Genomic DNA, 17544 nt, shown 5'->3' on the forward strand with positions numbered 1-17544 from the left:
CGCGGCGCTGTACGCCGCCTTTACTGGCCGATGCGGCCCGTGTACCATTCCGGACAAACCCGCGCCAAAGCTGGACGATAACGCGCGGCCGCCTTGAACCGCCGAATACTGTAGGGAGTAACACCCGATGATTGTGCTTACTATCAACGGCAAACGCCGTAATATCGATTTACCGGCGGATACTCCGCTACTCTGGGTTCTGCGTGATACGTTGGAGTTGACCGGGACCAAATACGGCTGCGGTATTTCCATCTGCGGCGCCTGTACGGTGCTGGTGGATGGCGAACCCGCCCGAGCCTGCGTGACGCCGGTTTCGGCGGTGCTGGATAAAAGCATCGTGACCATCGAAGCCATCGATCAGGATGCGACCGGGCGTAAGGTGCAGGAAGCCTGGTTGAATCTGGGAGTTCCACAGTGCGGTTATTGCCAGGCCGGACAAGTGATGGCGGCCACGGCCTTGCTCAAACGCACATCAAGCCCGACCGACGCCGACATCGACACGGCAATGAGCGGCAATATCTGCCGTTGCGGTACCTATCCGCGCATTCGCGCCGCTATCAAGCAGGCCGCCGGTTTAACGGAGGATAAGCCATGAAAAGATCCTTGGATAGCCTGGAATCGATAGCCGCCATGCCGGCTGATGACGACAACTTGAGTATCGTCAATGTCAGCCGGCGCGCATTTCTAAAAGAGCTGGCGTTGACCGGATTTGTGTTGGCCGCCGGTTTTCCAATGTTGACGAGGGCTGACGAAACCGCGGGCAGCGCCGAGCCGCAAAAATATGGCGCCGATGCGATGCCGCATGGTTGGGTCGATGATGCTCTGGTATTCGTCGCTATCGCCGAAGACGGCGCCGTGACCATCATGTGCCATCGTTCGGAAATGGGGCAGGGCGTGCGTACCAGTTTGCCGATGGTGGTGGCCGACGAACTCGAGGCCAACTGGCTGCATGTCAAGGTCGAACAGGCGCCCGGCGATGAACGGCGTTACGGCAATCAGGATACCGACGGTTCCCGCAGCATGCGCCACTTCTTCATGCCGATGCGGCGAATCGGTGCCGCGGCCCGGCGGATGCTGGAATCGGCCGCCGCCGCGCAATGGCGGGTGCCGGTCGAGGAGGTTCGGGCGGAGTTGCATCAAGTGTTGCATCCAGCCACGGGCAGAACGTTGGGCTATGGCGAGCTGGCCAGGGCGGCGGCAAAGTTGCCTGTGCCCGAACGCCAAAGCCTGCGCCTAAAAAAAGAGGCCGATTTTCGTTACATCGGCAAGGGTTGGTTGAAGATTATCGACGGGTTGGATATCGTCACCGGCCGGGCGCAATACGGTATCGACACCCTCCTGCCGGACATGTTGTTCGCGGTCATCGCCCGTCCGCCGGTATTCGGTGGCAAGGTCTTGCGCTTCGATGCGAGCGATGCGCTGAAATTGCCGGGCGTGGTCAAGGTGATCGAGTTGAAAAGCAGTCCGCCGCCGGCCGATTTCAATCCGCTCGGAGGCGTGGCGGTGATTGCCCGCAACACCTGGGCCGCCATGCAGGGGCGCAACGCATTGAAGATCGAATGGGATAATGGCCCGCACGCCGGCTACGACTCGGTAGCGTACAGGGCCGAACTGGAAGCTGCCGCGCGCAAACCGGGTAAAGTGGTCCGTAACGACGGCGATGTCGATAGCGCTTTGCAAGACGCGCCTAAACGGTTGGAAGCAGAATATTACGCGCCACATCTGGCACAGGCGCCGATGGAGCCGCCGGCGGCAACCGCCCGGATAGTCGATGGCCATTGCGAGGTTTGGACTTGCACTCAGGCGCCGCAGGTTTCGCGCGAACGCGTGGCCAAATGGTTGAATCTGCCTGAAGATAAGGTCACGATACATGTGACATTGTTGGGAGGCGGTTTCGGACGCAAATCCAAACCCGACTATGTGATCGAAGCGGCGTTGTTGTCGCAAGCCATGCAGGGTCAAGCGGTCAAGCTGACTTGGACTCGCGAGGACGATTTACGCCATTCTTATTTCCATACGGTTTCGGTCGAACGCTTGGAAGCCGGAATGGATGCCGAGGGGAAGCCGGTGGCTTGGTTGCATAGAACGGTGGCGCCGAGCATTTCGTCCACTTTCGCCGCCGGCAGCAAACATCAGATGCCGGCCGAGCTGGGGATGGGCGTGATCAACGTGCCGTTTGCAATACCGAATCTACGGATCGAAAATCCCGAGGCGGAAGCGCATACTCGCATAGGCTGGTTTCGCTCGGTTTCCAATATCCCACATGCTTTCGCCATCCAGTCCTTCATTGCCGAATTGGCTGCCGCGGCGGGCCGAGATCACCGGGATTTCCTGCTGGAATTGATCGGCCCGCCGCGGCGTATCGATCCGCGCAGCCTAGGCGATAGCTGGAATCAGGGCGAATCGCCCGACTTGTATCCGGTGGATACCGGCCGGCTGCGGCGGGTGGTTGAGGTTGCCACCCGCGAAGCCGGATGGGGGCGTCAGCTTGCCTCGGGGCGGGGATTGGGCTTGGCCGCGCACTACAGCTTTGTTACCTATGTCGCGGTAGTGGCGGAGGTAGCGGTCGACCGGGAAGGTAAACTCAGCATGCCCAGAATCGACATCTCGGTGGATTGTGGGCCGCAGGTCAATCCCGAGCGCATCCGCTCGCAGATCGAAGGCGCCTGCATCATGGGTGTCAGCCTGGCTACACTGGGCGAAATCAGCTTTAAGGATGGAGTCGTGATGCAGGATAATTTCCATGCTTATCAATTGACCCATATCGATGACGCGCCGCGCGAAATCAAGGTGCATTTGCTGCCCGCCGCCGAATTCGATACGCCGCTGGGCGGGGTGGGCGAGCCAGGCGTGCCGCCTATCGCGCCGGCATTATGCAACGCGATTTTCGCAGCCACCGGCCAACGTATCCGACAACTCCCCATCCGGGATCAGTTACGCAAAGACTGATTTTTCGGTGCCAAACCGCCTTGCCTCTTTTTGAGGCGGGGCGGCTTGGGCCGCACCACAACCCCTTCTAAGTCTCCCTGCTGTTTTCCGGTTGCGATTTCTGACTGTCACCTCTGCCAGCGCTGACATCGCGCTACTGCCAAGCTTGTCATGTGATTTATAAAAAACCACTGAAAGTTGAGTGTAAGTTATTGAAAAATAAATTGCATAAAAATGGCATGCAATATGCTTTTGGCTGAGGGGTGACAAATTTTTCGAATCATTGGCATGCCGTATTCATTTTTCGCATACCTGAAGGGAGTTAGCGTGAATAGTTTAAAGTTGAAATTGGGTTGGTCCGCAATATTGGCAAGCGTTTTATTTTTTCAAGGTGCGGAAGCCGCAACGTTGATTGATGACTTTCAGGATGCTCAAGTGGCTGTCAATGGAAGTGATGGACCTCTGGCCATAAGCCAGCCGCATACCGATTTATTGAATTTGCAAAGAACGTTGACAGCGACTGCCGGCGGCAGCTATCAAACGTTGATCGGTGTCGATCAGGGCGTTTTGGGGGTCAGCACCGATTCGGATACGGCAACTAGTAGCGCCAGTGTTTATTACACTTTCGAGGCCATCGATTTGACATCGACCGCAAGCGGCATCTTCTTCAATGTCGACTTTATCGATTCGAGTTTTCAGCTCCGGATGATAGCCAATGCTACATCCAGCTTTGGTTTCAAGACATTTGATCAGGATGATGTGGGCCGGCATTTTGTCAGTTTTTCCGAGTTTTCCGATTCATCTGTTTTTGCCGGACTCCAAAGTCTTGAACTCAAATTTGAAGGGGTTAATGCTTGGGATGCGGAGTTTAGTTTGATGGCTGCCGATGTCAATAATGTACCTGAGCCTCCGGTATTGGCCTTGCTAGGTTTTGGTTTGTTGGTTGTTAATGGATTTGGACGGACTAAACCACGGCCGGTTAATTAAGCAGAACACGACCACGCATTTAATTATTTGAAAGGATCACACAACATGCAAGCAAAGTATCCGCAAAATGCTTTCTCGGCCATCGTCTTATTCAGTGCCGTTTTGTTCTCAAACTTGGGTTATGCCGATACATTGATGATCGATGGTTTCACCCATGACCAGTCGATTACCGATCTAGGAAGTAGTCTTGGGTCAACCGGCAATACCGTGAATAGCCTTACCGGAACCGACCTGATAAACGCATCGAGAACATTCAGCGCGCATGCAACCGGTAGCGGTCTATTCGCTTGGGAAAAGATTACATCGGAAGACGGGGTGTTAAGGATAGCCAATGGTTCAAGGTCGGCGGGGGATGCTTCCATCGGTTGGACTTTCGATCCGATTGACTTCACCCGTTATGGCAATGCAATCTTGCTGGAAGTGAAATCGATCGATCTGGATGTGAAGGTCGAAATGATCGCCAATGGCATTTCAAGCTCCGGGCTTAAAACTTATAACACTGCGGGTGATTTTCTGATCAACTTTAGCGATTTCTCCAATAGCGGTGTGTTTTCCAAGATTAATAGTTTTAGTATGAATTTTTCCGGCCCTAGAGCATGGGACGGTCAATTTCGGCTGTTGACCACTACCAATCAACTTCCTAGTTTAAATACATCGACTCCGGTTCCACTGCCGCCCGCGTTTGTGATGATGGGGTCTGTGTTATTGGGTTATTTGGGAGTGTCTCGTAGAAGAGTGCGGAGCTAAGAAATCAAATAAAGGGGAGAGGCTTAAAACCTCGTTGTAAGTTGGAGCCCGACTACTGGAAGTCGTCGGGCTCCCGCCTGGCTATTCCGGTTTTATCATCAATAGAAAGCGGTCGGACACCATGCTGATTTGTTAAATTCGGTTGAAGTTCGTTCGGTCTGCCGCATACTAATTCATTCGTATCCCGCCATTCTTTCTATAGGCATTTTGCCTAATGCGATACCTGTATTGCCGTGATTTAAATGGCGTACTTCTTGCGCTTGCGCCAAAGCGTTGCCCGGCTCATGCCGAGCTGGCGGGCGGCGGTTTCCAAATGACCATCGGCCGATTGCAATACTTCTCTAATCAGTTCGGCTTCGTTCATTCGGCCGCTACTTATGTCTGATGTTAATAATGTATTGTTCGATCGCGGTGCTTCTCGAAATTCGGGAGGCAAGTCGTCCATCGTAATGGCATTGCCGCGGCCCACGGCAAAGGCATATTCGATCACGTTTTTCAATTCTCGAACATTGCCGGGCCAGCGGTGATCCAGCAGGCGGCGCATCGCGTCGGGCGCTATGCTGTCGACATGGCGTGGTCCATGCTGATTGTGTTGTTGGATGCATTGCCATAACAACAGGTCCACATCTTGCACTCTTTCCCGCAAGGGCGGTAAGAATATCGGCACGACCCTCAGCCTATACATCAAATCTTCCCGAAAGCGTCCGGCTTTAACTTCTTCTCGTAACGAGCGATGAGTGGCGGCGATGATGCGGACATCGACCGTGATCGCCGCATCGCCTCCCACCGGGATAAAGCTTTGCTCCTGCAGTACTCGCAGCAGTTTGGCCTGTAATTCCAGCGGCAATTCGGCTACTTCATCCAGAAATAACGTGCCGCCATGGGCGCGCTGAAACAGGCCGGCATGATTGCGCATGGCACCGGTGAAAGCACCCTTGACATGGCCGAACAATTCGCTTTCCAAAAGGTTGGGGCTCAGTGCCGCGCAGTTGATGGCCAGAAACGGTTTTCCGCGACGCACACTTTCCAGATGCAGGGCGTGGGCCACCAGTTCCTTACCGGTACCCGATTCGCCGCGGATCAACACAGTGGCCTCGGTTTCGGCGACATTGCGGATGATTTTAATCGCTTCCTGCATGGCCGGGTCGCGCGACAGAATGCCGTGGAAGCTTTCGCTGTCGGTGGTGGAATGAACGGCTGCGGCTTCGGCTTGCGGTTGTAGAAACTCCAATGCGCCGGCGAATTGACCGTCGGCGGCGAAAAAGGCGCGGGCGGTACGGTAGCAGGTAAGGGCTTCGCCGCTTGGGCGCCGTAATTGCACCATTTGCGCCTTGATCAGGCCGTGTTCCGCCAGACCGCAAGGGTCGCGATCCTCGGCGCAGCTTAGCGCTTCGGTGCAGGCTTTACCGAGCACTTCATCGGCGGGCAGGCCGAATAATTTTTCGGCGCCCTTGCTCCAGAACAGAATCTTGCCGGCCGCATCCACCGCGAATACCGCGCCGGCATCGAGCAAGTCAGTCAGAACCGAGACTACCTGATCGGGCCCGATTTGGCTCAGCCAGCGATTGAAAAAGGGGGATGATTGGCTCATGCGATGGCGGAGTCTGTTTCAAGTATGTTGCAAATGTAGCATAAATGTTTCAGTGTTTCATGATGAAACAGTCTGTATCAGTCTGCTGAATCATAAGTTGCTGATAAAGCAAGGTCTTAAGGCCGACAAGCAGTAGCAAAAAACTGGCATGGCAATTGATATAAGATTATCAGTTATTTCTAATTTATTGTGCTTCATCAGGAGTCTTACCATGATTTTCAGACAGCTTTATGAGCCGGAAACCTCTACATACAGTTACTTAGTGGGCTGCGAACGCAGTCGGCGCGCGATTCTGATCGATCCCGTCGCTTCGGAGATCGAACAGTATCTGGCGTTATTGCAAAGCCTGAATCTCAGATTGATCTACACCCTGGAAACGCATGTGCATGCCGACCATATTACCGGTGCCGGCGTATTACGCGAAAAACTGGGTAGTAAAAGTGTGGTGCATCGCGACGCGGGCGCCATGTGCGCCGATTTACTGGTGACCGAAGGCGTGACGTTGCAAGTGGGGGATCTGGATATTGAAGTACGGCATACCCCAGGCCATACCAGCGGTTGCGTCAGTTACGTGATGACGGATCGGGTGTTCACGGGCGACGCCTTATTGATTGGCGGCAGCGGCCGTACCGATTTTCAGCAAGGCGATGCCGGTAAGCTATATGACAGTATCACCACCCGGTTATTCACATTGCCGGCCGATACCTTGGTCTATCCGGGACATGACTATCAGGGTAACACCGTATCGACCATCAAACAGGAAATCGCCAAAAATGCCCGATTGGGCGGAGGCCGCACACGCGAGGAATTTATCGCCATCATGCGGGATTTGAAGTTGGCTTATCCAAAATTTATCGACAAGGCCTTGCCCGCCAACCAGTCTTGCGGGCTGGTCGTGGAACGGGATTAGGAGAGCTGCAATGTTGATGACCTTATCGCTATCGATGATCATCGGTTTATTGCTGGGATTACTGGGAGGTGGTGGGTCGATTTTGACGGTTCCAATGCTGGTTTATTTGCTGCATGTCGAACCTAAAACCGCGATTACCACCTCGTTCGTGGTGGTCGGTCTTTCCAGTCTGATGGCGTTAATACCGCATGCCAGACGCCATTCGGTGTGCTGGAAGAGTGGAGTATTTTTCGGATTGTCGGGGATGGCTGGTGCGTTTGCCGGCGGCCGTTTGGCCTCGTATTTCTCAGCCGATCTGCTGATGTCCTTGTTCGGGTTGATCAGTTTTTCGACAGGATTATTGATGCTGCGTGGCTCGGCTATCCCGCCAAACTCCAGCTCGAATTCGACAAAAGCGCCAGTATCGGTCTGTCCGTTACGCGTTCCCTATTTGCGGGTACTGTTCGATGGCTTTTTCGTGGGTGGCGTGACCGGCATGGTCGGTGTCGGCGGGGGATTCTTGATCGTGCCGGCCCTAACCTTGCTGGTAGGCCTGCCGATGCAAGGCGCGGTCGGGACTTCCCTGTTCATTATCGTGATGAATGCGTTGGCCGGTTTGGCCGGATACAGTCAACACGCGGTACTGGATCTGTCGTTGATCACTATCGTTACCAGTGGGGCTTTGGTGGGCAGCGCGATGGGAGCTATAGTCTCCGGCTATCTCAAGCCGGCCTGGTTGCGACGCGGGTTTGGGCTGATGGTGGTAGCGGTGGGGATTTATGTGCTGTCCCAATCCCTTACCGACCAATTAATCATCAGCGGCGAAGTGTGGTTGAGTAATGCGCGGTCCGCCAACTGGACGGTGTTGGCTCTGCTGCTGGTATTGGTGTTATTGCGTATCGGCAGCTGGATACATAAAACCGATGTCGGTATTTTACCGCCCCAACACCCAGCCGACGGGCGCTAAGACTATGCGGGCACAAGGCTTTAATGAATTACACGCCAGCGTCAAACATTGGGCGGATGAGCTAGGTAGTTTGCTGATCGAGGCCTTTCACTATCTGGCCTTATTTGTGATTGGCGCCAGCATCGTCTGGTCGGCCGTGTTTGCCTATGCCGTCATGGTCAGCCAAGGCCACGCCACCATCGGCGATATTTTGCTACTTTTTATTTTTCTGGAACTGGGCGCGATGGTGGGAATTTATTTCAAAACCAACGTCATGCCGGTGCGCTGTCTGATTTATATCGCTATTACGGCATTGGCTAGGCTGATGATTGCCGATGTGCAGGCCCATCATCAGGCCGGCATGGGCATGCTGTGGGTATCGGCGGCCATTCTGCTGCTGGCCATTTCCACGCGGGTGATGCTAAAACCACCGCCGGATAACGACTGAAATCGATAGCTACAGGGATGTGACATCTACTCATGATTAAAACAAGAACCAATCAAGGTCTAGGAGCTGTGATGAAACATACAACCAACCCTTCCCGCCGCCGATTTTTCGCTCAAACCGGCGCCGGACTATTAGCTTGGGCGGGATTGCCCGGCTGGTTACACGCCATGGAAGGGATGGGTGACATGCCGAAAATCAAGCCTCATAAAACGTCGCCCCATTTTCACCCCGATGTGGAAATCGATTTGATCTGCAAGCCGTCGGCCGTGCCGATCTTGCCCGGTCAACCGACTCGGGTTCTACAGTATGCCGCCAAGCTGATCAAGGGGCCGGCAAATACCTTGACAGAAATTGCCGGTTCTTACTTGGGACCGGTGCTGCGGTTCGAAAAAGGCCAAAAAATCAGGATTAATCTGCATAATCAACTCGATACCCCGACCATAACCCATTGGCACGGTCTGCATGTGCCGGCGGAAATGGATGGTCATCCAATGTATCAAATCGGCAAGGGCGAGATATTGGTCTACGAGTTCGAGATGCTGAACCGCGCCAGCATGAATATTTACCATCCTCATACACATAACCTCACCGGCGAACACGTTTATCGTGGGCTGGCTGGCGCGATACTGGTCAACGACTTGGAAGAGCGCAAACTGGAGCTGCCAAGCGGTGAATACGAAGTGCCGATTGTGATTCAGGACCGGCTGTTCGACGACAATAACCAGCTGATCTATGTCCGCCACATGCGTGACCGGATGATGGGCTTTTACGGTGACCGTATCCTGGTCAATGGCCGTCCCGATTTCCAGCTTGATGTCGCCAGTCGGGCTTATCGCTTCCGCGTCCTGAACGGCTCGACGGCGCGCATTTATAAACTGGCTTGGGACGACAACTCGCCGGTTACCGTGATCGGTACCGACGGCGGTTTGCTGGAAACTCCGGTCAACAAAGCCTATGTGATGTTGGCTCCCGGCGAGCGTCTGGATATTTGGGCGGATTTCAGCGGGCGTAAGGTTGGTAGCCAGTTGGTGATGCGCAGCCGGGAATTTTCCGGCGTGTTACCGATGATGGCCGAAAGGATGATGGGCGGCGCCGGGCATGGCCGAATGGGCGGAGGTATGCATGGGTCAGCCTTGCCGGTTGGCAGTGACTACCCGGTCTTTAGCATCAAGGTCGCGCGCCAGGTCGGTGATGGTCCGGCACTGCCGAATAAATTGTCTACTATTAAACGCTACACTCTAGGCGACACCGCTAATCCGAACAAGCCGGTCCCAATCGGTATATCCGAGGGACCGATGGCCATGCAGCTGAACGGGCGGCCCTATGCTTTTAACGACATCCTGCCTAGCGAACGTATCCCGGTTAATACCGTGCAACTGATGGAGATTTTTCACGCTCACGGCAGCCATGGCGGGCCGGGCAAGCATGACGGCGCGGAACAGGGTCATGGCATGCAGCAAGGCGGCATGCGCCACCGGATGGGCATGAAACACGGCGGAGGCGATAATACCGAGCAAGGCGGCCACCGCATGGGAGGCATGGGCGGCGGCATGATGGCGATGGCCCATCCGATTCATATGCACGGCCAATACTTCCAGATCCTCAGTCGTACCGTTAATGCCGGCGAAAGCGAGGCCTACGCCAGCGTCAAGGATGGTTTCATCGAAGGCGGTTGGAAGGATACCGTGCTGGTGATGCCGGGTGAACGCGTCAGGCTGATCAAGCCATTCGAGGATTTCAAGGGTTTGTTCATGTACCACTGCCACAATCTGGAGCATGAAGATATGGGCATGATGCGCGATTTTTCGGTGGAATGATCGCGGGTTTTTAAGCGTAGGTTATCAGGGAGCAAGATATGACGATCACAACCAAACATTTAACCATCGAGGGTATGCAATGCACGGGTTGCGAGGATGTTATCCGCGAAGCCGTTAGCGCCTTGCCGGGGATAGACCAAGTCAGCGTTTCTTATCGCAAGGCTGCCGTCGACGTCGATTTTGACGATGTGTTCGTGGATGAAAAGCTTATCCGGCAATGCATAGAAGACAATGGTTACGGTGTGGCATCGTCCACGCGGCCAAGCCTGGACAAGCTCAAACGGCCGCTGATTTTTCTGATGTTACTGGCACTGGTCGGCGGTGTGACTTTTTGGGGCAAAAGCCTGATGCCGGGAGTGATGACGCAAATTCAGCCCCAAATGAGTCATGCCGTGTTATTGGGCATCGGCTTTCTGACCGGTTTTCATTGCATCGGCATGTGCGGCGGTTTTGTGGTCTCTTACACCGATCCAGGCCAGACCAAGGCCAGGCAATTATTGGCTCATCTGCTGTACGGGTTTGGCAAGACCTTGTCTTATACCTTGCTGGGAGCCGGCTTCGGCTTGCTGGGCGCGACTATTGCCATCACCCCGCAAATACGCGGCGGCGTGGCGCTTGCGGCCAGCCTGTTTTTGCTGATTTACGGCCTGAAAATGCTCAACGTCTTTGCGTTTCTGCGGCGTTTTACCCTGCGGCTGCCGACGGCGGTCAACCGGGAACTGGCCGGCGAGTTGCGCAAGCGTCGCCAGCCACTACGCACCGGTTTGTGGAGCGGTTTGCTGTTGGGTTGCGGACCGTTGCAGGCTATGTATGTCATGGCGGCCGGCAGCGGCGACCCGCTGCAGGGCGCGATGATATTGCTGATGTTCGGCCTGGGCACCTTGCTGCCCTTGTTGGGGTTCGGCTTGTTCGCCAGTTTGCTGTCGCCCGCCGCGATGCGGCAAATGGTGCGCGTTTCCGGCATCTTGGTGGTTGCGATGGGGGCGATGATGGCCCAGCGCGGCATGATGTTGCTGAAGGGCGGCCAGATGCCGGCAATGAACAATCATTCGATGCAACAAACGCATTAACCTTATCCCTCATTGACAAGCCATGGTGATGTAAAGATGCAAGTGCCTCCTGTAAAACCGGCTTTACCCAAACCTGGTTTGCTACGCTGGGAAATCGGTGTGGCTCTGTTAATCAAGATTATTTTGTTGACCGGCCTGTGGTTTCTGATTTTCCGCTGGATGGACAAACCCGCCGGCAAGCCCGATGTCGCCGAGCATTTTGCCTTGCCGATAAGCCAAACCGCTACACCCCATAGTTTTTCATCTCAACCACTAAAGGAGTCTCGCCATGATCGGTGAAGATATCGTCATGCTGTCCCGCATGCAGTTCGGGCTGACAGCGTTGTATCACTTCTTGTTCGTGCCGCTGACCTTGGGCATGACCTTTATCCTCGGCATCATGGAGTCGGTCTATGTAATGACCGGCAAACAAGTTTACAAGGACATGACCAAATTCTGGGGCAAACTGTTCGGCATCAATTTCGCGATGGGGGTGACCACCGGTTTGACGCTGGAGTTTCAGTTCGGCACCAACTGGGCTTACTACTCGCATTACGTCGGCGACATCTTCGGGCCGCTGCTGGCCGCCGAGGGCTGGATGGCGTTTTTCCTCGAATCGACCTTCGTCGGATTGTTTTTCTTCGGTTGGGATCGGTTGACCCGCGTTCAGCATCTGGTGGTGACCTGGTTGCTGGCGGTCGGTACCAGTCTCTCGGCCTTGTGGATTCTGATCGCCAATGGCTGGATGCAGTATCCGGTCGGTGCCGAGTTTAATTACGAAACCCTGCGCATGGAGATGACCAGCTTCGCCGACGTATTCTTTAATCCGGTGGCTCAGGTCAAATTCGTGCATACCGTTGCCGCCGGCTACGTGACCGGCTCTATGTTCGTGCTTGGCATCAGTTCCTGGTATTTGCTGAACAAACGCGACATCGGCTTCGCCCGCCGCTCGTTCTCGATTGCTTCGGCCTTCGGATTGGCTTCGATTTTGTCGGTGATCGTGCTGGGTGACGAAAGCGGATACACCTCCGGCGAAACCCAAAAAATGAAACTGGCCGCTATCGAGGCCGAATGGGATACCCATCCCGCGCCGGCCGGTTTTACCGTGTTCGGCTTGCCGGACCAGGAAAACCAGAAAACCGATTACGCGCTTAAAGTTCCCTACGTGCTGGGCTTGATCGCCACCCGCTCCATCGACGAAGACGTCAAGGGCTTGAAGGATTTGCGCGAGGAAAGCGTTACGCGGATCAAGAGCGGCATGCTCGCTTATGGCGAACTGCAAAAGCTGAGAGTCGGTGATGTCAGCGATGCGACCAAGCAACGCTTTAATCAACATAAAACCGATCTTGGTTATGGCTTGCTGCTGAAAAAATATACCGAGAATGTGGTGGATGCCGATGCGGCGATGATAGACAAGGCCGCCAACGACACCATACCCAAGGTGGCGCCGCTGTTCTGGACCTTCAGGATTATGGTGGCTTGCGGCTTTACCATGTTGTTCGTGTTCGCGATGGCGTTTTACTACTGCGCGACCCGGGTGGCCGATCAGAAGCGTTGGTTGATGCGGATGGCGGTCTGGTGCATTCCGTTGCCATGGATAGCCGCCGAAACAGGCTGGTTCGTCGCCGAAGTCGGCCGCCAGCCCTGGACCATATCCGGTGTGCTGCCTACTCATCTGAGCGTGTCCAGCATCAGCAGCGAGCAACTTTGGTTCAGCATCGGCGGCTTTGCCTTGTTCTATACCGTGCTGCTGATCATCGAACTGTATCTGATGATCAAATATGTTCGCCTCGGTCCGAGTAGTTTGCATACCGGGCGTTATTGTTTCGAACAACAGGCCGCGCATTAACACAAGGAGAACAGCATGAATTTAATCCATAAAATCACCTTGACTGTGTTTTTAACTTCGGCCGCCATGACAGCCCAAGCTCAATCGTCCGCTAGTCCGGCACGCTTGGACGATGTCGCCGAACGCGGCCGGCATGTGATGCCGTTCGATCTGGAAAAGACTCAACATGTGTTTGACAAAACCGAGCACGGCGGCATTCAGCAGGTGATCGCCAAGGATGCCGGCGATAGCGCGCAAATCAACTTGATCCGCCAGCACTTGGCCGACATCAGCCAACGCTTCAAGCAAGGTGACTTTTCCAAGCAACGCCGTATTCATGGCGACGACATGCCGGGTTTGGCTGAACTGGCCGGGGCTAACGGTGCCGTGCGTTTTGATTACCGCGAATTGCCCAATGGCGCCGAGATCGAGTATTCGGCTGAGGATGCCGCGCTGGTCGATGCCATTCACCGTTTTTTCAACGCTCAACTTAGCGATCATGCTCGGCATGCCGTCGATGGACAGCCGATGAAATGCGAGCATAAAGCTCAAGAAGGTAATAACAAGCACAAACAGCATCGGCCCATGCCGCAACCCAACGACAGCAAGGAGTAAACCATGTTCGATTATGAAACCATTCGTGTGATTTGGTGGCTGTTCATCGGCGTCGTCGGCATTGCCTTCGCGCTGACCGAAGGCTTTGATTTTGGCGTCAGTACCTTGTTGCCGTTTGTCGGTAAGACCGATGTCGAGCGTAGGGTCATCATCAATACCGTCGGCGTGACCTGGGAAGGCAATCAGGTTTGGCTGATTTTGTTGGGCGGCGCGGTATTCGCGATTTGGCCGGCGGTGTATGCCACGCTGTTTTCCGGTCTTTACGTGGCGATGTTACTGGTGCTGTTTGCCTTGTTTTTCAGGCCGGCGGGATTTGATTACCGCAGCAAGATCGAAGATCCGCGCTGGCGCAACAGTTGGGATTGGTGTCTGTTTTTGGGTGGAACCCTGCCGCCGGTATTACTCGGCGTGTTGGTCGGCAATCTGATTCTGGGCTTGCCGTTTCATCTCGATCAAGACCTGAGGACGTTTTACGACGGTTCGTTTTGGGCCTTGCTGAGCCCGTTCGCTTTGTTATGCGGCGTGGTCGGCTTGGTGTTGACTACCTTTCACGGTGCCTTGTTTCTGAAATGGCGCACCGAAGGCGTAATACACGACCGCGCCACGCTGGCGGTGGAGGTCCTGGGCGTAGTGTTGTTGGTCGGCTTGGCTGCCGCTACTTTATGGGTGTTCATCGGCATAGCTAGGCCGGAAATCACACTGATGGCGGCGACCGATGCGCCATCCAATCCGATGCATAAAACCGTGATTGCGGACGGCGCCGGCTGGTTGCAGCATTTTATGGCATACCCGTGGATGTTGCTGGCGCCGGTGCTGGCTTTTGCCGGATTCGGTATGGCTTGGTTGTTGGGCAAGGGGCGGGGCACGATGTCGGCATTCCTGGCCAGCAGTATCGGCATCGCCGGCGTCGCATTGACGGTCGGCTTTGGTTTGTTTCCGTTTTTGCTGATTTCGTCGACCGATCCGCGTTCCAGCTTGACCTTATGGGATGCCAGTTCCAGTCACTCAACCTTGTTATTGGCCTTCTGGATTACCGTGATATTTTTACCTATCGTTTTGCTGTATACCCGCTGGGTTTACAAAATCATGTGGGGCAGTATCACCGAAGCGGCCGTGATCAAAGATACGCATACATTATATTAAGGAGAAACAGCATGTGGTACTTCGCTTGGATTTTGGGTGTCGGTTTTGCCGCGGCCTTTGGTATCATCAACGCCATGTGGTTGGAGTCGGTCTGCGACATCGATACCCACGGTATCGATCAGTCTTGCGATAGCCTGCGTAAGCCTGACTCTTGATGGGTTTGATCGTACCCCGGATGCCGCATGGCGAACATTCGGGGTTGGTTTTTCTCAGGAACTCACTGCGCCATAGTTGGTTTTACTTCGATTCGGCATTGTTGTCCGTGCTCCATTTTTGCGACGGCAATAGATGCATCCGACAGCTGCCGGATGATGTCGATATTGGTTTTGCAATGGTCGGATAACGGCCCGGTGACAAACGAGCCGCCGGCGCCCAGGCATAAGGGTAACAGTAATTGATCGGCCAGATGCTCGCCCACCGGGGCGCCGGCATCCAGGTAGCGGCGCAGTGAGTCGACGGCTAGATTGGCGACCCGTTCCGCGCTGATGCCGACGGCGCCGTGGCTTTCAATCACCTCGGTGACATTGGAGTAGCGCATTTTGATGATCACGCTGTTACCCGGTCCCAACGATTCCACTTGTTGAATGACGATGCTGTCATCCGGCCATTTCAATCGGCGTAGCAGCTGTTGTTTTTCCCTGACGCTTACATGTCCGGGAATGCCGGCGCTGATGCAGCGGGCGGTGCTTTCCCTCGGTTGGCCGCGTGCTTCCAGCCTCAGTTTATTAAACTGCTCGGGCGGCTTGATGCCTATGGTCCATTCGCCGGCACCGACCGGGTAAAAACCGTAACGTATCAGGCTGCATTCAAATTCGCAGCCGATCAGCCTCAACACCGGTAAAAAGGCGTCCAGGATGAAGTCGTAACTGGGCGCCAGCGGATTGTGGGTGCCGCCGACTAAGGTTAGCCGAGAGGGTTTTCCCGCCAGCAGTAAAGCCGGCAGCACGGTCTGGAATACCAGCGTGCTGCTGCCGGCGCTGCCGACCGCAAAGCGGTAGTCGCCGGCTTTGATTTTACCGGGGAGGAATTCCACCGCTTTCGAACCTATCGTCGCTCCTTTCACATCGGCGTCGCAGATTTCGGCGATGGCCTTGACGCAAGCCAGGTGCTGGCGCATCAGGCCGGGATTTTTGCGTCCGGCTCTGATGTGGCGGATATGCACGCCCTTGCCGAGGCAGGCCGCCAACGACAATGCGGTTCTCAGCACTTGGCCGCCGCCTTCGCCGTGGCTGCCGTCGATTTCGATGATGCCGTTAACCCTTGACACAAACCACCTGCTTTAAGGTATGCATGATTTCCACCAGATCGCTTTGCGCGGCCATCACCTGTTCGATCGGCTTGTAGGCGGCCGGCGTTTCATCGATCACCGATTGATCCTTGCGGCATTCGACGCCGGCGGTAGCGGCGATGTGTTGTTCCAGCGATACCTGTTTTTTCGCCGCCGTTCTGGATAGGATACGTCCGGCGCCATGGCTGCAACTGCAAAAGCTTTCCTCGTTACCCAGGCCTCTAACGATGAACGACTTGGCGCCCATGCTGCCGGGAATGATGCCCCATTCGCCCAGGCCGGCGCGCACCGCGCCCTTGCGGGTGATCAAGACGTTTTTACCGTAATGGTATTCGCGGCTGACATAATTATGGTGGCAATTTACCGCCGCCAGTCGGGACTGAAAGTTCAATTTCAAGCTCTCCGACATCGCATTCAAGACCCGTTGCATCATCAGGTCGCGATTGAGTCTGGCGAAATGCTGCGCCCACTCCACCGCTTCCACATAATCGGCAAAATAGGCCGAACCTTCCGGCAAGTATGCCAGATCACGATCCGGCAATTGGATTTGCCAGCGCTGCATTTCCTTTTGCGCCAGTTCGATGAAATGGCTGCCGATACGGTTACCGACGCCGCGCGAGCCGCTGTGCAGCATTACCCACACCGCATCGCTTTCGTCCAGGCAGACTTCGATGAAATGGTTGCCGGTACCCAGCGTTCCCAAGTGATTAATGTTGTTGGTGTTTTTCAACAACGGATATTTATCGCACAGTCTCGCGAACGGTTCGGCTAGTTCGTTCCAGGTCAGCGTCACGTCGTCCGGCAATTGGCCCCAGGCGCCCTTGTCCCGGCCGCCGCGATTGCGCTGCATTTCGCGGCCGTGCGGCACCGCGCGTTCGATGGCGTGGCGCACATCGCGCAACGAGTCCGGCAATTGTTCGGCGCGGATTTCGGTTTTCACCGCCATCATGCCGCAACCGATGTCGACGCCGACCGCCGCCGGAATGATAGCGTTCAGGGTCGGCACCACACTGCCGATGGTGGCGCCTTTTCCCAGATGCACGTCGGGCATCGCCGCTATCCATTTATGAATGAACGGCAATCTGGACAGGTTGATCAATTGCTGGCGGGCTTCGTCTTCGAATGCGACGCCGCGAGTCCAGGTTTTAATCGGTACGCCGCCGGCGACTTGAGTGACTTCATAGTTATGCTGAGTCATGAGGGTTCCTTATTGATGATATGCAATAACACTATTGCAAAGCCGGTGCCAGTTTGCCTGCTAATGTAGT

17 protein-coding genes are annotated in these 17544 nt (G+C 55.1%); 14 read left to right on the forward strand and 3 right to left on the reverse strand.

The window, feature by feature from the left end:
• Positions 1-127: 127 nt before the first annotated feature.
• From IVG45_RS21600 to IVG45_RS21615, 4 genes are all read left to right on the forward strand, one after another.
• Positions 128-595, forward strand: a complete 468-nt coding sequence (locus IVG45_RS21600; protein ID WP_196435807.1) for a (2Fe-2S)-binding protein — start codon at positions 128-130, stop codon at positions 593-595.
• Complete coding sequence (locus IVG45_RS21605) at positions 592-2949, forward strand: xanthine dehydrogenase family protein molybdopterin-binding subunit (RefSeq protein WP_196435808.1); 2358 nt, start codon at positions 592-594, stop codon at positions 2947-2949. The genes IVG45_RS21600 and IVG45_RS21605 overlap by 4 nt, the downstream gene beginning before the upstream one ends.
• Before the next feature lie 306 nt (positions 2950-3255).
• On the forward strand, positions 3256-3915 hold the full coding sequence (locus tag IVG45_RS21610) for a hypothetical protein (protein ID WP_196435809.1): 660 nt from the start codon (positions 3256-3258) through the stop codon (positions 3913-3915).
• Positions 3916-3960: 45 nt separating this feature from the next.
• Positions 3961-4662 carry a hypothetical protein gene (locus IVG45_RS21615; protein ID WP_196435810.1) on the forward strand — a complete coding sequence of 234 codons (702 nt, stop codon included), beginning with the start codon at positions 3961-3963 and terminating at the stop codon, positions 4660-4662.
• A 238-nt stretch (positions 4663-4900) separates the two neighbouring features.
• Here IVG45_RS21615 and IVG45_RS21620 read toward each other — a convergent pair whose 3' ends face one another.
• Positions 4901-6253 (reverse strand): sigma-54 interaction domain-containing protein, encoded by a 1353-nt coding sequence (locus IVG45_RS21620; protein WP_196435811.1) that lies wholly within the window; start codon positions 6251-6253, stop codon positions 4901-4903.
• A 211-nt stretch (positions 6254-6464) separates the two neighbouring features.
• Between IVG45_RS21620 and IVG45_RS21625 the strand changes: the two genes are divergently transcribed.
• From IVG45_RS21625 to cydX, 10 genes are all read left to right on the forward strand, one after another.
• On the forward strand, positions 6465-7163 hold the full coding sequence (locus tag IVG45_RS21625; protein ID WP_196435812.1) for an MBL fold metallo-hydrolase: 699 nt from the start codon (positions 6465-6467) through the stop codon (positions 7161-7163).
• Positions 7164-7173: 10 nt separating this feature from the next.
• On the forward strand, positions 7174-8109 hold the full coding sequence (locus IVG45_RS21630; RefSeq protein WP_196435813.1) for a sulfite exporter TauE/SafE family protein: 936 nt from the start codon (positions 7174-7176) through the stop codon (positions 8107-8109).
• Positions 8066-8536 carry a phosphate-starvation-inducible protein PsiE gene (locus IVG45_RS21635; RefSeq protein ID WP_196435814.1) on the forward strand — a complete coding sequence of 157 codons (471 nt, stop codon included), beginning with the start codon at positions 8066-8068 and terminating at the stop codon, positions 8534-8536. The genes IVG45_RS21630 and IVG45_RS21635 overlap by 44 nt, the downstream gene beginning before the upstream one ends.
• Positions 8537-8607: 71 nt before the next feature.
• Positions 8608-10353 (forward strand): multicopper oxidase family protein, encoded by a 1746-nt coding sequence (locus IVG45_RS21640; protein WP_196435815.1) that lies wholly within the window; start codon positions 8608-8610, stop codon positions 10351-10353.
• A gap of 38 nt (positions 10354-10391) precedes the next feature.
• Positions 10392-11423 (forward strand): urease accessory protein UreH domain-containing protein, encoded by a 1032-nt coding sequence (locus IVG45_RS21645; RefSeq protein ID WP_196435816.1) that lies wholly within the window; start codon positions 10392-10394, stop codon positions 11421-11423.
• 36 nt (positions 11424-11459) lie between these two features.
• On the forward strand, positions 11460-11702 hold the full coding sequence (locus IVG45_RS21650) for a hypothetical protein (RefSeq protein ID WP_196435817.1): 243 nt from the start codon (positions 11460-11462) through the stop codon (positions 11700-11702).
• Positions 11692-13251: a cytochrome ubiquinol oxidase subunit I gene (locus tag IVG45_RS21655; RefSeq protein WP_196435818.1), complete on the forward strand. Its 1560-nt coding sequence runs from the start codon at positions 11692-11694 to the stop codon at positions 13249-13251. Before IVG45_RS21650 ends, IVG45_RS21655 begins: the two co-directional genes overlap by 11 nt.
• A 15-nt stretch (positions 13252-13266) precedes the next feature.
• Positions 13267-13845, forward strand: coding sequence for an aspartate carbamoyltransferase (locus IVG45_RS21660; RefSeq protein ID WP_196435819.1), 579 nt, complete (start codon positions 13267-13269; stop codon positions 13843-13845).
• Between the two features lie 3 nt (positions 13846-13848).
• Positions 13849-14988, forward strand: a complete 1140-nt coding sequence (cydB, locus tag IVG45_RS21665) for a cytochrome d ubiquinol oxidase subunit II (RefSeq protein WP_196435820.1) — start codon at positions 13849-13851, stop codon at positions 14986-14988.
• Between the two features lie 11 nt (positions 14989-14999).
• Entirely contained in the window at positions 15000-15143 is a 144-nt protein-coding gene (gene cydX, locus IVG45_RS21670) for a cytochrome bd-I oxidase subunit CydX (protein ID WP_196435821.1), read from the forward strand.
• A 62-nt stretch (positions 15144-15205) separates the two neighbouring features.
• Here the strand turns inward: cydX and rtcA are convergent, their stop codons facing one another.
• On the reverse strand, positions 15206-16255 hold the full coding sequence (gene rtcA / locus IVG45_RS21675; protein WP_196435822.1) for an RNA 3'-terminal phosphate cyclase: 1050 nt from the start codon (positions 16253-16255) through the stop codon (positions 15206-15208).
• Positions 16242-17474, reverse strand: a complete 1233-nt coding sequence (locus tag IVG45_RS21680) for an RtcB family protein (RefSeq protein ID WP_196435823.1) — start codon at positions 17472-17474, stop codon at positions 16242-16244. Before IVG45_RS21680 ends, rtcA begins: the two co-directional genes overlap by 14 nt.
• Positions 17475-17544: the final 70 nt, after the last annotated feature.

It is taken from the genome of Methylomonas sp. LL1 (assembly GCF_015711015.1).
Taxonomy (GTDB): domain Bacteria; phylum Pseudomonadota; class Gammaproteobacteria; order Methylococcales; family Methylomonadaceae; genus Methylomonas.

What these genes read in the sequence shown, in the direction of transcription:
- cydX (WP_196435821.1), top strand. Translation starts at nt 15,000, where the DNA reads ATGTGGTACTTCGCTTGGATTTTGGGTGTCGGTTTTGCCGCGGCCTTT.
- IVG45_RS21660 (WP_196435819.1), top strand. Translation starts at nt 13,267, where the DNA reads ATGAATTTAATCCATAAAATCACCTTGACTGTGTTTTTAACTTCGGCC.
- IVG45_RS21645 (WP_196435816.1), top strand. Translation starts at nt 10,392, where the DNA reads ATGACGATCACAACCAAACATTTAACCATCGAGGGTATGCAATGCACG.
- IVG45_RS21630 (WP_196435813.1), top strand. Translation starts at nt 7,174, where the DNA reads ATGTTGATGACCTTATCGCTATCGATGATCATCGGTTTATTGCTGGGA.
- IVG45_RS21600 (WP_196435807.1), top strand. Translation starts at nt 128, where the DNA reads ATGATTGTGCTTACTATCAACGGCAAACGCCGTAATATCGATTTACCG.
- IVG45_RS21650 (WP_196435817.1), top strand. Translation starts at nt 11,460, where the DNA reads ATGCAAGTGCCTCCTGTAAAACCGGCTTTACCCAAACCTGGTTTGCTA.
- IVG45_RS21635 (WP_196435814.1), top strand. Translation starts at nt 8,066, where the DNA reads ATGTCGGTATTTTACCGCCCCAACACCCAGCCGACGGGCGCTAAGACT.
- IVG45_RS21605 (WP_196435808.1), top strand. Translation starts at nt 592, where the DNA reads ATGAAAAGATCCTTGGATAGCCTGGAATCGATAGCCGCCATGCCGGCT.
- IVG45_RS21655 (WP_196435818.1), top strand. Translation starts at nt 11,692, where the DNA reads ATGATCGGTGAAGATATCGTCATGCTGTCCCGCATGCAGTTCGGGCTG.
- IVG45_RS21615 (WP_196435810.1), top strand. Translation starts at nt 3,961, where the DNA reads ATGCAAGCAAAGTATCCGCAAAATGCTTTCTCGGCCATCGTCTTATTC.
- IVG45_RS21620 (WP_196435811.1), bottom strand. Translation starts at nt 6,253, where the DNA reads ATGAGCCAATCATCCCCCTTTTTCAATCGCTGGCTGAGCCAAATCGGG.
- IVG45_RS21625 (WP_196435812.1), top strand. Translation starts at nt 6,465, where the DNA reads ATGATTTTCAGACAGCTTTATGAGCCGGAAACCTCTACATACAGTTAC.
- IVG45_RS21680 (WP_196435823.1), bottom strand. Translation starts at nt 17,474, where the DNA reads ATGACTCAGCATAACTATGAAGTCACTCAAGTCGCCGGCGGCGTACCG.
- IVG45_RS21640 (WP_196435815.1), top strand. Translation starts at nt 8,608, where the DNA reads ATGAAACATACAACCAACCCTTCCCGCCGCCGATTTTTCGCTCAAACC.
- cydB (WP_196435820.1), top strand. Translation starts at nt 13,849, where the DNA reads ATGTTCGATTATGAAACCATTCGTGTGATTTGGTGGCTGTTCATCGGC.